Origin of the sequence: Rhodoblastus sphagnicola (genome assembly GCF_002937075.1) — a bacterium.
Taxonomy (GTDB): domain Bacteria; phylum Pseudomonadota; class Alphaproteobacteria; order Rhizobiales; family Beijerinckiaceae; genus Rhodoblastus; species Rhodoblastus sphagnicola.
On record NZ_NHSJ01000126.1, the window covers coordinates 14,374 to 27,135 of the forward strand.

A 12,762-nucleotide genomic window follows, 5' to 3' on the forward strand; every position below is an offset into this window, starting at 1 on the left:
CAGGCGCCAGCCATGAATCGCAAGACCCTGCAGCAACCGGTTCTGACCGTTGCGGAAGTCGAGACCTTCCTCGAAGCGGAATTCCCGCAATTGCATCACGGCGGGCGCTCCGTCATGGTTGAGAGCGTAGGCCCCATGACGGCGCGCCTGCGTCTGATCGCCGATGAGCGCCACCTGCGGCCCGGCGGCACCGTGTCCGGCCCGGCCCTGTTCATGCTCGCCGATGTCGGGCTCTATGTCGCGATCCTCGCCCATATCGGCCCGGTGGCGCTCGCCGTCACCACCAATCTCAACATCAATTTCCTGCGCAAGCCGCCCCATGGCGATGTCATTGTGGAGATTCGCCTGCTGAAGCTCGGCAAAAGGCTGGCGGTGGGGGAGGCGACCCTGTTCGCCGACGGAGACGTCGAACCCGTCGCCCATGCGGTGGGGACCTATTCGATCCCGCCGGCCGCAAAATAGCGGTATTATGATACCGTGCGGCTGAAACGCCAGTATTTTCGCGCTTTTCGCGCGCAAAACCGTTGACAGGACTCCGGGGCGCCCGTAAAAGCCGGCATCCTCCCGCCGGGTTTTTCACCCGCGCTGCAACGGAAAAAAGAGACATGTACGGCAAGACCTATTCGGCCAAGGCCGCCGAAATCGAGAAGAAATGGGTGCTGATCGACGCCAAGGGTTTGGTTGTCGGCCGCCTCGCCTCGATCATCGCGCTGCGCCTTCGTGGCAAGCACAAGGCGACCTTCACCCCCCATATGGATGACGGCGACAACATCATCGTCATCAACGCCGACAAGGTGGTTCTGACCGGCCGCAAGCGCGACCAGAAGATCTATTTCCACCACACCGGCTATCCCGGCGGCATCAAGGAACGTTCGGCAAAGTTCATCCTTGAGGGCCGTTTCCCCGAGCGCATCGTGGAAAAAGCCGTGCAGCGCATGCTGCCCGAGGGTCCGCTGGCGCGCAAGCAGCTCGGCAACCTGCGCGTTTACAAGGGCGCGGAACATCCCCATGCGGCCCAGAACCCGCAAGTGCTGGACGTCGCCGCCATGAATTCCAAGAACATCCGGAGAGACTGACCATGAGCGAGACCCTCTCCTCCTTGCAGGACCTGAAGGCCGCGACCTCTGCGCCCGCGCCGGAAGCGCCCGTCCATGTGCAGAAGCTGGACAAGCTCGGCCGCGCCTACGCCACCGGCAAGCGCAAGAACGCCGTCGCCCGCGTCTGGATCAAGCCCGGCGCCGGCAAGATCACCGTCAACGGCCGCGAACTCGACGTCTATTTCGCCCGTCCGGTGCTGCGCATGATCGTCAAGCAACCGCTCGGCGTCACCGCCCGCGTGGACCAGTTCGACATCATGGTCACGGTGGCCGGCGGCGGCCTGTCCGGCCAGGCCGGCGCGGTGCGCCACGGCCTGTCGAAAGCCCTGACCTATTACGAGCCCGGCTTGCGCCCGGTTCTGAAGAAGGAAGGCTTTCTTACCCGCGACTCGCGTGTGGTCGAGCGTAAGAAGTATGGCAAGCGCAAGGCGCGCAGAAGCTTCCAGTTCTCGAAGCGCTGAGTTTTCTCAGCTTCCAAGCTTTCGACGGCGGGCCTTGGCCCGCCGTTTTTCGTTGGGGAAAGCGAAAGATGCCCGGCGGTTTTCTCCCTCTCTCCGCTTGCGGGGAGGGGACCGCGCTCCCCCTGCATTGACCATTCCCGCGCCCCCCTTGCGTCGGTCCGCAAGACAATGAACAATGTTCATATTATTAGAGGGCCAGTGTCCATGCCGCAAAAATCCGCCGCGCCGCTCTGGCTCAAACTGGCCTATTCCGCCTTCGTCGCTGTCCTCGTCCCGGTCTACTGGCATAATTACGGCCCGGCGAACTTTCTCTATTTCTGCGACATGGCGCTGCTGCTGACGTTTTTTGGCCTGTGGCGCGAGGACAGATTGCTGATTTCCATGGGCGCCTGCGGCATTGTCGCGCCGCAAATCCTGTGGGTGCTGGATTTCGCCGCCCACGCCTTTGGCCTGAAGATCACCGGCGTCACCGACTACATGTTCGCCGACTCCTCCGCCTTCCTGCGGGGCCTGTCGCTGTTCCACGGCTGGCTGCCGGTCCTGCTGGTCTGGCTGGTGTGGAAGCTCGGCTACGACCGTCGCGCCCTTTTGGCTTGGACGGGTTTGGCCTGGAGCGCCATGCTGGTGAGCTATTTCTTCCTGCCCCCGCCGTCGCCCGACGCCGGCCTCGCCGCTGTCAACGTCGATTATGTCTTCGGCCCGTCCGACACCGAGCCGCAGCGCTGGATGGCGCCGTCGCTCTGGCTGGTCACGCTGATGTCGGGTCTGCTGGCCGTGTTCTGGTTTCCCTCGCATGTCGTGCTGAGCAAATGGCGCGGGACGGCGGCTTGCGCAAAAAAGACATGAAAACGCAAAAGCGGCGGGCTATAGGTCCGCTGTTTTGTTTTACGCGCGCCGCAGCAGGAACACCGCCATGGCCAAAATCTTCATCGACGGCGAAGCCGGCACCACCGGCTTGCAGATTCGCGAGCGCCTCGACGGGCGCGCCGATGTGACGCTGGCCTCGATCTCGGCGGATGACCGCAAGAACCCCGCCGCCAAGGCGGAAATTTACAAGAATGTCGATCTGGTCATCCTCTGCCTGCCCGACGACGCGGCCAGGGAGAGCGTGGCGCTGGCCGACACACTGGGCGAAAAAGCGCCAAAGATTCTCGACGCCTCCACAGCGCACCGCGTCGCGCCGGGCTGGACCTATGGCTTTCCCGAACTGTGCCCCGGTCAGGCAGAGGCGATCCAGGCGGCGCAAAAGGTCGGCAATCCCGGCTGCTACGCCACCGGCGCCATCGCGATTGCGCGCCCGCTGATCGACGCGGGCCTGCTGTCGGCCGACGAGACCCATGCGATCAACGCGGTGTCCGGCTATTCCGGCGGCGGCAAGGCGATGATCGCCGCCTACGAAGCCGGACAGGCGGCGCCGTTCGAGCTTTACGCGCTGGGCCTGGAGCACAAGCACATCCCGGAAATCATGGCCTATGGCCGGCTGGCGCGACGGCCGATCTTGGCGCCGTCGGTCGGCAATTTCCGCCAGGGCATGCTGGTCAGCCTGCCGCTGGCGCTCGACACGCTTCCGCGCCAGCCCGAGGCGGCCGATATCGAAGCGGCGCTGCAAAAACATTACGCCGGCGCGAAATTTGTGCGCGTCGTGACGCCGGAGCCGGGCGGCAAGCTGGAGCCGCAGGCGCTCAACAATACCAACGATCTGGAAATCCGCGTCTACGCCAACGCCGCGCATCGCCAGGCTGTGATCGTCGCCAGACTCGACAATCTCGGCAAGGGCGCCTCGGGCGCCGCCGTGCAGAATATGGAACTGATGCTGGGGCTGTAACCCCGGCCTCACTCTTCGGACATCACCCCGCGCCGCACGACAAAGATCGGCTGGCGATGTTTGCGGTGTCCGAGTTCGATGATGTGCGGCGGTTGCCGGAACACCACCGGCTTGTCCGTCAGGACGGTCACGCGGGGGAGGCGCGGGCGGAACGCTCCGGGATAGACGAAGTCGTGGGTGACGAACTCGCGACTTTCCACCATGGGCGGCGGCGCGAACAGGGGCCAGCCGAATCCATTGCCTCCGCCATGATGGCGGTGATGATGACCGTGGGGGCCGCCGGGATGATGGTGGGCGAAACCAGGCGCATGGAAGGGCGGGCGATGCGAAGGTCCGGCCGGGGCGGCGACAGCCGCGCCGGTCAAGGCCAGCGCGGCTGATATCGCGAGCAAGAAAGCGAACTGTTTCATTTTGCGGCTCCCCGCCGGCGAAAACGTTCCGAAAGGGAACGTCTAATATATACTGTCACCGAAGGGGCAAGAGGGGCGCCGCTTTAAGCCTTCACCCGCACGTAGTCGCCGGGCGCGTCGCCAAAAGTCTTGCACCGGCCGCCGGGCTTGCGGGCTTTCACCTTTTCGGGCGCCTGCGCGCTGACCCAGGCGACCCAATCCGGCCACCACGAACCCGGATGCGAGTCCGCCTTGGCGACCCAGTCCTCGAACGCGCCCTCGGGGCGGGGGCCGGTCCAGTACTGGTATTTCGGCTTGGGGCCGGGTGGATTGACCACGCCGGCGATATGCCCGGAGCCGCCCATCACATAGCGCATCTCGCCGCCAAACAGTTGTGCGCCCAGAAACACCGATTTCGCCGGCGCGATATGGTCTTCCTTGGTGGCGAGATTGTAGATGGGGATGGTGATCTTGCCCAAATCCAGCTTCACGTCGCCCAAAACCATCTCGCCCTGGGCGAAGCGGTTTTCCAGATAGCAGTTGCGCAGGTAATAGGAATGGTTTGCCCTGGGCATGCGGGTGGAATCGCTGTTCCAGGTCAAGAGGTCGAAGGCCATCGGCTCGATGCCCTTGAGGTAATTGTTGACGACATAGGACCAGATCATGTCGTTCGGCCGGAGCATATTGAAGGCGTTGGCCATCGACTTGCCTTCGAGATAGCCGGACAGTTCCATCTCATGCTCGATGTTCTTGATGCGGTCCTCGTCCGCGAACACCTTTAGATCGCCGGAATAGGTGAAATCGACCTGGGTGGTGAACAACGTCGCGGAAGCGATGCGGTCGTCGCCCTTCGCCGCCATATAGGCCAGCGACGCCGCCGTCAGCGTGCCGCCGACGCAATAGCCGATCGCCGTCACCTGCCGCTCGCCGGTGATTTTCTTGATCCGGTCGAGCGCGGCGAACACGCCGTCGGTCATGTAGGAAAAGAAATCCTTGTCGGCGTGGCGGGCGTCCGGATTGACCCAGGAAATGCAGAACACGGTCAGACCCTGGGACACCGCCCAGCGGATGAAGCTCTTGTCCGGGTTGAGGTCGAGAATATAGAACTTGTTGATCCAGGGCGGGACGATCAGCAGCGGCCGCTTGAAAACCTGTTCGGTGGTCGGCGCATATTGCAGCAGTTCGATCAGTTCGTTGCGGAACACCACCTTGCCCGGCGTGGTGGCGAGATTGACGCCGAGCTTGAAATTCTCGCCGGAGGTCTGGCGGATGCGCAGGGTGCCCTCGCCGGCCTCGATGTCCTCGGCCAGCATTTTCATGCCGCGCGCGAGATTTTCGCCGTCCGCCTTCCAGGTGGCGTGCAGCACTTCCGGATTGGTCAGCAGGAAATTGGACGGCGCCAGCGCCGCCGCGACCTGCCGGACGTAAAAAGCCGCCTTGTCATGGGTGCGCTTGTCGAGTTTGGCCCCTTCGACCATCTGGTCGCACCAGGAGGACGTGATGCTGTAGGCCTGGCGCAGGAAATCGAAAGCCGGATGCGCCTGCCAGTCTTCCGAGACGAAGCGCTTGTCGCGCGGGTCGACGGGAATCAGCGGCTTGGTCTCTTCGCCCGCCATGCGGCGCAGCGTGTTGGTCCACAGGTCGAGAAAGCTGCTGGACAGACTGGTCTGCGCCTCGATGGTGCGGACGGGATCGGACAGCCAGTACTCGGCCACGTGGCCGAAGGTTTTCACGGCGTCGGCGACATCGTCGGCAAAGCCGGTCTTCACCTTGCCTTCCTCGACCGGCTTGACCATGGCGGCGAGCGCCTTGCCGCCATGTTCCACCGCCTTGGCGAAATTGTCGGCCATGCGCTCGAAATCGGGCATGTTCGAGGACGAGCTTTCGGATGTCTGGCCGGCTTGTTCGAATTGCTTCCCCGGACTCACGTTCATGGGGTTTCCTCACCTGTTGTCGGGCTCTTTTCGTGCGGCCTGTGGGGCCGCCGTCCCGTTTCGGACATAATAAGACGTTATGTGACAATATGCGTAGTTATCCGATAGGCTGTCGCCTATTGGTTAGGTTATACCGCTCGAACAGAAAACCAAGGTCCAATGCCGCACTTTTTCGCCCCGCCTTTAAAAGTGGGACGCCGTAGTTTCCGCAAGGACGCGACCTTGGTCGCAGCCCTTCTCGCCGGCCTCGCCGCGTCGATGGGGGCGCCGGCCTGGGGGCAGGAGAATCCGCTGCGCGCGGTCACCAACGCCATCGGCCTGACGGCGCCGACGGGGGAGCGCCCCGACTTCGTGCGCGAAAGCCGGCCGGACGAGGAGAAAATGGACTTCGTGCCTTTCCTCGGGCCGGAAAAGAAGCGCATCCCCCTGAAAACGCAGGAACAGACGGCGGCCGACGACGCCGCTCTGGTCGCGGACAAGAACCGGGCGCAGGGCCGACAGAAGAAGCTGCAATCCGAGGCTGTCGAGCAACTGGCGCCCGCGCCGAAACCGCCGGCGATCACCGACAAGTTCTGAGGCGATTCGCTCCAAAAAGCGCCTGACACCGGTCAATCCCGGTGCTAATCAGCAGATTCCCACGGCCAAGATGGAAAAACGGCCTGGCCAAAGCATGAGGACGAGATTGATGAGCGATTTTTATCGCGTGCGGCGCCTGCCGCCCTATGTGTTCGAACAGGTCAATCGTCTCAAGGCCAAGGCCCGCGCCGCCGGCGCCGACATCATCGATCTCGGCATGGGCAATCCCGATCTTCCCGCGCCAAAACATGTCGTGGACAAGCTGGTTGAGACCGCGGGCAAGCCGCGCACCGACCGCTATTCCGCCTCCAAGGGCATAGCCGGTCTGCGCCGGGCGCAAGCCGGCTATTACGAGCGTCGCTTCGGCGTCAAGCTCGACCCCGACACCGAAGTGGTGGCGACGCTCGGCTCCAAGGAAGGTTTCGCCAATATGGCGCAGGCCATCACCGCGCCGGGCGATGTGGTGCTGGTCCCGAACCCGTCCTATCCGATCCACGCCTTCGGCTTCCTGATGGCGGGCGGCGTGATCCGCTCGGTGCCGATCGAGCCCAACGAGGAATTCTTCCGCGCCGCCGAGCGCGCGATCATGCATTCCATCCCCAAGCCGATCGCCGTGGTGGTGTGCTATCCGTCCAACCCGACCGCCATGGTGGCCTCGCTGGATTTTTATCGCGATCTCGTGGCCTTCGCGAAGAAGCACGACATCTACATTCTCTCGGACATCGCCTATGCCGAGGTCTATTTCGACGACGACCCGCCGCCCTCGGTGTTGCAGGTGCCCGGCGCCAAGGATATTTGCGTCGAGTTCTCCTCCCTGTCGAAAACCTTCTCCATGGCGGGCTGGCGCGTCGGCTTCGCGGTCGGCAACGAGCGCCTGCTCAACGCGCTGAGCCGGGTGAAGTCCTATCTCGATTATGGCGCGTTCACGCCGATCCAGGTCGCCGCCACCGCGGCGCTCAACGGCCCGGACGATTGCATCAAGGAAATGCGCGCCACTTACAAGAGGCGGCGCGACGTGATGGTCGAGAGTTTCGCGCAGGCGGGCTGGCATATCCCCGCGCCTTCGGCCTCGATGTTCGCCTGGGTGCCGGTGCCGGAGAAATACCGCCCGCTCGGCAGCATCGAATTTTCAAAACTGCTGATCGAGAAGGCGGATGTCGCCGTGGCGCCCGGAATCGGCTTTGGCGAGCACGGCGACGATTACGTGCGGCTGGCGCTGGTCGAGAACGAGCAGCGCATCCGCCAGGCGGCGCGCGGCATCCGCCGCTTCTTCGATGGCGAGGACACGCTGCACAACATGATCCCGGCGCAGGCGCAGGCCTGAGCAGAGGCGGGATTCTCTCCCTCTCCTCGCCTGCGGGGAGAGGGAACAGTCGTCGCTCCTGAAAGCGGATTAACCAGCCTCGCGCAAGCGGATTCGGCGAGATTGCGGCACTTTTCCTGGAGTTGGCCGCAATGCGCAGCGATACCCCGCGCCTCCGTTTTTCGCTTTCCATCACTCAAATGGTCCTGGCGCTGGCGCTGGCCGCGCTGGCCACGATGGCGCTCGGCACCGGCATCGCCTTCGTCAATTTCTACCAAGAGACGCTGGAGCATCGCCGCGCGGAACTGCGCGCCGAGGTCGACATGGCCTCGCAAATCCTCAAGGTGAGCGTCAACGAGACGGGCGGCGACCGGCAGGCGGCGATCCGCGCCGGCCTTGAGCGGCTGCGTCCGCTGCGCTTCGGACAATCCGGTTACATTTTTGCCGTCTCGCTCGACGGCGTGGGACTGTTGGCGCCGGCCACGCCGCAAGTCGAAGGCACGGATCTGCTGGCGGTCACCGACCCGAATGGCGGCCATCCGTTCCGGATCCTGACGGATTTCGCGCGGACGCAGGGCGAGGGCTTCACGACCTACATCTGGAAGAAACCTGGCGGCGGCGGCGCGCTCGTGGACAAGCTCGCCTATGTCAAATCCATTCCCGAACTCGGACTCGTGGTCGGCAGCGGCGTCTATCTCGACGACAATCTCGCGCAAATCATGGCGGTGGCCGGGCGCGTCGCCCTTTATGTGACGCCGCTCGTGGTCCTGTTCGTCGCCCTCGCCCTCGGCGTCGGCCGCTTCATCGCGGGACGGATGACGGGCATGACCGGCGCGCTGCGGCGGATGGCGCAGGGCCACTATGACGCGGCGCTACCCGGCCTGCAAAACGCTGACGAACTGGGCGCGATGGCGCGCGAGGTCGAAGCCTTCAAGCAAAGTCTGGAGGAAAGCAACCGGGCGGCGAGCGCGCAGCGCGCGGAAGCGCGCCGCGAGGCGGCGCAGGCGCGCTCCGGCGACATGCGCGCCCTGGCGGAACGGTTCGAGGCGGCGGTCGGCGGCGTCGTCGGAGCGGTGGCGGGCGCGGCGCATCAACTGGAGACGGTGGCGCGTTCGCTGGCGAAGGAGGCGGGTTATACCGGCGAACAGGCGGAAATCGGCGCGCGCGCGGCGGACACGGCGGCGTCCAACATCCGTTCGGTGGCGGCGGCGGCCGAGCAACTCGCCCATTCGGTGGAGGAAATCGGCGGCCAGGCCAACCGGTCGCGGGGGGTGTCGTCCAATGCGGAAACGGAGGCCGACAAGACCCACGGACGCATGGAGGAACTCAGCGGCGCCATCCAGCACATCGGCGGCATTGTGGAGCTGATCACCAGCATCGCCCAGCAGACCAACATGCTGGCGCTCAACGCCACCATCGAGGCGGCGCGCGCGGGCGAAATGGGGCGCGGTTTCGCCGTGGTGGCGCAGGAGGTGAAGTCGCTGGCGGAACAGACCACGCGCGCCACCGCCGAAATCGCCGACCAGATCGGCAATGTCCAGCGCGCCTCGCAGGAGGCGGCGGGCTGCATCGGGGCGATGACGGAAGCGAGCCACGAGGTCAATTCCATCGCCTCGGCCATTGCGGCTTCCGTGACCTCGCAGGGCGAGGCGACGCGGGAAATCGCGCAGAACGTCCACGAATCGGCGGCCCGGACAGCGGAGCTGACCAAGGTGATGGACGAAGTGCGCAACGCCTCGCGGCAATCGGGCGCATCGGCCAATCAGGTGCTGGATTCCGTGATGGGCCTGTCGCGCCACACCCAAAAGCTGCGCGAGGAATGCGACGCGTTTCTGGCGCAGGTGCGTGCGGCGTAGGCGCGCGCACAAAACCGGGATGTGCGTGCGGCTTAGCCGCACGCACAAAACCGGGATGTGCGTGCGGCGTAGGCGCGCGCACAAAACTCAGGCGTTCGGGCGGCGTGATGGAGCCTTGCGCCGGCCCCCGTGGTCGTGAGAGCATGGCTTCAGCCTGGAGCATCCCATGCCCCTCTCCGCCATTGCCGGCCTGCTTCTCGATCTCGACGGCGTTGTTTATGTTGGCGGCGGTCCGCTGCCCGGAGCCCTGGCCGCCATCGACCGGCTGCGCGAGGCGAAAATCCCCCTGCGTTTCGTCACCAACACCACGACGAAACCGCATCGCCGCCTGATCGCGGATCTCGCCGCCCTCGGCCTCATCGTAAAACCTGACGATCTCTTCACCCCGGCGAGTCTCGCCCGCGACGCCCTCGTTGCGGCGGGCCAAAAGCCATACCTGTTGATCCACCCCGGTCTCGTCGAAGATTTCGACGGCCTCGAACCCGGCGAGGACGCCGTGGTGATCGGCGACGCCCGAGAGGCCTTTACTTACGCCAATCTGAACAGGGCTTTCCGCCTGATCCAGGACGGCGCCGCCTTCCTCGCGCTGGCGCGCAACCGCAATTACCTCGACTGGGACCAAAAGCTCAGTCTTGACGTCGGCGGCTTCGTCGCCGCGCTGGAATACGCCTCGGAGAAGCCGGCGCATGTGTTCGGCAAACCCTCGGCGGATTTCTTTCTCGGCGCCGTCCACGCCATGGGTTTGCAGCCGCGCCAGACCGCGATGATCGGCGATGACGCGGAGGCGGATATCGGCGGCGCCATGAAGGCGGGACTCTCGGGCATTCTGGTGCGCACCGGCAAATATCGCCCGGGCCAGGAAGGCTTGATAGCTCCGCCCACACTGATCGCCGACGACCTGGCGCAGGCGGTCGATGTCCTGCTGGCCTAAACTTCCGTAAGCCCGCCCTCGGGCGAAACCGCCCGGTAAAAACAGCTTTTGCGCCCGGTGTGGCAGGCCTTGCCGTCGCCGCCGACCTCAACGCGCAACAGCAGCGCGTCCTGATCGCAATCGACGCGCAGGTCCACCAGTTTTTGCACCTGCCCGGAGGTATCGCCCTTGCGCCACAGCGCGTTGCGCGAGCGCGACCAGTAATGGGCGATCCCGGTCTCCAGTGTCTTGTCCAGCGCCAGCGCATTCATATAGGCGAGCATCAGGATTTCACCGCTCGCCGCCTCCTGCGTGACGCAGACGATCAGCCCATGCGCATCGAATTTCGGCGTGAAGGCGAGGCCTTCTTCAAGCTCATGCTTATCGGTGGGAGGAGGGGGGAACTGCATATGAAGCGCTCAATCAAACCCCCTCTCCCCGCGTGCGGGGAGAGGGTAGGGGTGAGGGGCAGGGGCATTAGCCCCGACGTCATCAGGAAAGCCAGGCCAGCCTCAGCTCTTGGCCTCGACATTCACCCGCATATGCAATTCGCGCAACTGCTTGGGCGTCGCGGGCGAGGGGGCGCCCATCAGAATGTCCTCGGCGCGCTGGTTCATCGGGAACAACGCGACTTCGCGCAGGTTCTGCTCGCCCGCCAGCAGCATGATGATGCGGTCCACGCCCGCCGCCATGCCGCCGTGGGGCGGCGCGCCGTACTGGAAGGCGCGGTACATGCCGCCGAAGCGCTCGATCACCGTGTCCTCGCCATAGCCGGCGATCTCGAACGCCTTGACCATGCTTTCCGGGCGGTGGTTGCGGATGCCGCCGGAGGCGATTTCAAAGCCGTTGCAGGCGATGTCGTACTGGAACGCCTTGATCGTCAGCGGATCCTGCGTATTCAGCGCCTCAAGGCCACCCTGCGGCATGGAGAAGGGGTTGTGGCCGAAATCGACTTTCTTGTCTTCCTCGTTGTACTCGTACATCGGGAAATCGACGACCCAGGCCAGTTCGAACCGCTCCTTGTCCACGAGATTCAAATCCTCGCCGACTTTGGTGCGCGCCAGCCCGGCAAATCTCGCGAATTTCTCGGGATCGCCCGCCACGAAAAAGGCGGCGTCGCCGGCGTTCAGACCGAGTTGGATACGGATCGCCTCGACCCTGTCAGGCCCGATATTGTTGGCGAGCGGACCGCGCCCGCCAACGCCTGACGCATTGGGGTTTTCCTTGAGGCTGGTCTCGTCCTTGGCGCGGTCGAAGAACAGGATATAGCCGAGACCCGGCTGGCCCTCGCCCTGCGCCCAGGAGTTCATGCGGTCGGCGAAGGTGCGCTGGCCGCCTGTCGGCGCGGGAATGGCCCAGACCTCGTTTTTCGGCTGCTCCAGCAGGCGCGCGAAAATCTTGAAGCCGGAGCCGCGGAAATGCTCGGACACTTCCTGCATGACGATGGGATTGCGCAGGTCGGGCTTGTCGGAGCCATATTTGCGCAAGGCCTCGGCATAGGGGATGCGCGGCCAGGTCTTCGTCACCGGCCGGCCCTTGCCGAATTTTTCAAAAATGCCGGTGATGATCGGCTCCATCGCGGCGAACACGTCGTCCTGCGTGACAAAGCTCATTTCCAGGTCGAGTTGGTAGAATTCGCCGGGCAGGCGGTCGGCGCGCGGGTCTTCGTCGCGGAAACAGGGCGCGATCTGGAAATAGCGGTCGAAGCCCGCCATCATCAGAAGCTGCTTGTACTGCTGCGGCGCCTGCGGCAAGGCGTAAAACTTGCCGGGATGGATGCGCGAGGGGACGAGAAAATCGCGGGCGCCTTCGGGCGAGGAGGCGGTCAGGATCGGCGTCTGGAACTCGTTGAAGCCGGCCGCCTTCATGCTCGTGCGCATTTCATCGACAACGCGGCCGCGCAAAACCATGTTGTTGTGGATGCGCTCGCGGCGCAGGTCGAGGAAGCGGTATTTCAGCCGGGTTTCCTCGGGATAATCCTGGTCGCCGAACACCGGCAGCGGCAATTCGCCGGCCGGGCCTAAAACCTCGGCGGCGCGGACATAAACCTCGATCCGGCCGGTCGCCAGTTCGTCATTGTCGGTGCTCTTGCCGTCCATGGTCGGACGGCGCCGCACGTCGCCGTCGAGCCGCACCACCCATTCCGCCCGAAACGACTCGGCCAGCTTGAAGGCGGGGGAATCGGGATCGACCACGCATTGGGTGATGCCGTAATGGTCACGCAGATCGATGAACAGCACGCCGCCGAAGTCTCGGATACGGTGGCACCAACCGGACAGGCGGGTGGTTTCGCCAATGTGCGTTTCGCGGATTTCGCCGCAGGTGTGGGAGCGATAGGCGTGCATGAGTCTTGAGCCTTGAAAGGAGTTTGGGCCGTGCCTAGCCTAAAAAGCCCCCGGCGTGAAGGGGAG

General features: G+C 64.4%; 13 protein-coding genes. 9 read left to right on the forward strand and 4 right to left on the reverse strand.

Annotated features, from left to right (window positions below):
- Positions 1–12: 12 nt before the first annotated feature.
- The 5 genes from CCR94_RS20390 (at position 13) to argC (ending at position 3,383) form a co-directional block, all read left to right on the forward strand.
- Positions 13–462, forward strand: coding sequence for a PaaI family thioesterase (locus CCR94_RS20390; RefSeq protein WP_244594158.1), 450 nt, complete (start codon positions 13–15; stop codon positions 460–462).
- 143 nt (positions 463–605) lie between these two features.
- Positions 606–1,076: a 50S ribosomal protein L13 gene (gene rplM / locus CCR94_RS20395; protein ID WP_104509670.1), complete on the forward strand. Its 471-nt coding sequence runs from the start codon at positions 606–608 to the stop codon at positions 1,074–1,076.
- Positions 1,077–1,078: 2 nt separating this feature from the next.
- A complete protein-coding gene (gene rpsI / locus CCR94_RS20400; protein WP_104509673.1) occupies positions 1,079–1,558 on the forward strand; it encodes a 30S ribosomal protein S9 in 480 nt (159 codons plus the stop codon).
- Positions 1,559–1,762: 204 nt separating this feature from the next.
- Positions 1,763–2,404, forward strand: a complete 642-nt coding sequence (locus CCR94_RS20405) for a hypothetical protein (protein ID WP_104509676.1) — start codon at positions 1,763–1,765, stop codon at positions 2,402–2,404.
- Positions 2,405–2,471: 67 nt separating this feature from the next.
- Positions 2,472–3,383: an N-acetyl-gamma-glutamyl-phosphate reductase gene (gene argC, locus CCR94_RS20410; protein ID WP_104509856.1), complete on the forward strand. Its 912-nt coding sequence runs from the start codon at positions 2,472–2,474 to the stop codon at positions 3,381–3,383.
- A gap of 8 nt (positions 3,384–3,391) precedes the next feature.
- Here argC and CCR94_RS20415 read toward each other — a convergent pair whose 3' ends face one another.
- Positions 3,392–3,793 carry a hypothetical protein gene (locus CCR94_RS20415; RefSeq protein ID WP_104509678.1) on the reverse strand — a complete coding sequence of 134 codons (402 nt, stop codon included), beginning with the start codon at positions 3,791–3,793 and terminating at the stop codon, positions 3,392–3,394.
- Positions 3,794–3,876: 83 nt separating this feature from the next.
- A complete protein-coding gene (locus CCR94_RS20420; RefSeq protein ID WP_104509681.1) occupies positions 3,877–5,706 on the reverse strand; it encodes a PHA/PHB synthase family protein in 1,830 nt (609 codons plus the stop codon).
- 222 nt (positions 5,707–5,928) lie between these two features.
- Here CCR94_RS20420 and CCR94_RS20425 point away from each other — a divergent pair, with 222 nt between their 5' ends.
- The 4 genes from CCR94_RS20425 to CCR94_RS20440 all read left to right on the forward strand — a co-directional run bounded on the left by CCR94_RS20425 (position 5,929) and on the right by CCR94_RS20440 (position 10,372).
- Positions 5,929–6,282: a hypothetical protein gene (locus CCR94_RS20425; RefSeq protein ID WP_146090122.1), complete on the forward strand. Its 354-nt coding sequence runs from the start codon at positions 5,929–5,931 to the stop codon at positions 6,280–6,282.
- 109 nt (positions 6,283–6,391) lie between these two features.
- Positions 6,392–7,606 (forward strand): LL-diaminopimelate aminotransferase, encoded by a 1,215-nt coding sequence (locus tag CCR94_RS20430; RefSeq protein WP_104509685.1) that lies wholly within the window; start codon positions 6,392–6,394, stop codon positions 7,604–7,606.
- Positions 7,607–7,737: 131 nt separating this feature from the next.
- Entirely contained in the window at positions 7,738–9,441 is a 1,704-nt protein-coding gene (locus CCR94_RS20435; RefSeq protein ID WP_104509688.1) for a methyl-accepting chemotaxis protein, read from the forward strand.
- A gap of 166 nt (positions 9,442–9,607) precedes the next feature.
- Entirely contained in the window at positions 9,608–10,372 is a 765-nt protein-coding gene (locus CCR94_RS20440) for a TIGR01458 family HAD-type hydrolase (protein WP_104509691.1), read from the forward strand.
- Here CCR94_RS20440 and hisI read toward each other — a convergent pair.
- Positions 10,369–10,761 (reverse strand): phosphoribosyl-AMP cyclohydrolase, encoded by a 393-nt coding sequence (gene hisI, locus CCR94_RS20445; protein WP_104509693.1) that lies wholly within the window; start codon positions 10,759–10,761, stop codon positions 10,369–10,371. The two genes, CCR94_RS20440 and hisI, sit on opposite strands and share 4 nt — an antisense overlap.
- 102 nt (positions 10,762–10,863) lie before the next feature.
- Positions 10,864–12,696 (reverse strand): aspartate--tRNA ligase, encoded by a 1,833-nt coding sequence (gene aspS / locus CCR94_RS20450; protein ID WP_104509695.1) that lies wholly within the window; start codon positions 12,694–12,696, stop codon positions 10,864–10,866.
- Positions 12,697–12,762: the final 66 nt, after the last annotated feature.

What these genes read in the sequence shown, in the direction of transcription:
- CCR94_RS20435 (WP_104509688.1), top strand. Translation starts at nt 7,738, where the DNA reads ATGCGCAGCGATACCCCGCGCCTCCGTTTTTCGCTTTCCATCACTCAA.
- argC (WP_104509856.1), top strand. Translation starts at nt 2,472, where the DNA reads ATGGCCAAAATCTTCATCGACGGCGAAGCCGGCACCACCGGCTTGCAG.
- hisI (WP_104509693.1), bottom strand. Translation starts at nt 10,761, where the DNA reads ATGCAGTTCCCCCCTCCTCCCACCGATAAGCATGAGCTTGAAGAAGGC.
- CCR94_RS20440 (WP_104509691.1), top strand. Translation starts at nt 9,608, where the DNA reads ATGCCCCTCTCCGCCATTGCCGGCCTGCTTCTCGATCTCGACGGCGTT.
- CCR94_RS20405 (WP_104509676.1), top strand. Translation starts at nt 1,763, where the DNA reads ATGCCGCAAAAATCCGCCGCGCCGCTCTGGCTCAAACTGGCCTATTCC.
- CCR94_RS20415 (WP_104509678.1), bottom strand. Translation starts at nt 3,793, where the DNA reads ATGAAACAGTTCGCTTTCTTGCTCGCGATATCAGCCGCGCTGGCCTTG.
- aspS (WP_104509695.1), bottom strand. Translation starts at nt 12,696, where the DNA reads ATGCACGCCTATCGCTCCCACACCTGCGGCGAAATCCGCGAAACGCAC.
- CCR94_RS20430 (WP_104509685.1), top strand. Translation starts at nt 6,392, where the DNA reads ATGAGCGATTTTTATCGCGTGCGGCGCCTGCCGCCCTATGTGTTCGAA.
- CCR94_RS20390 (WP_244594158.1), top strand. Translation starts at nt 13, where the DNA reads ATGAATCGCAAGACCCTGCAGCAACCGGTTCTGACCGTTGCGGAAGTC.
- rpsI (WP_104509673.1), top strand. Translation starts at nt 1,079, where the DNA reads ATGAGCGAGACCCTCTCCTCCTTGCAGGACCTGAAGGCCGCGACCTCT.
- CCR94_RS20420 (WP_104509681.1), bottom strand. Translation starts at nt 5,706, where the DNA reads ATGAACGTGAGTCCGGGGAAGCAATTCGAACAAGCCGGCCAGACATCC.
- rplM (WP_104509670.1), top strand. Translation starts at nt 606, where the DNA reads ATGTACGGCAAGACCTATTCGGCCAAGGCCGCCGAAATCGAGAAGAAA.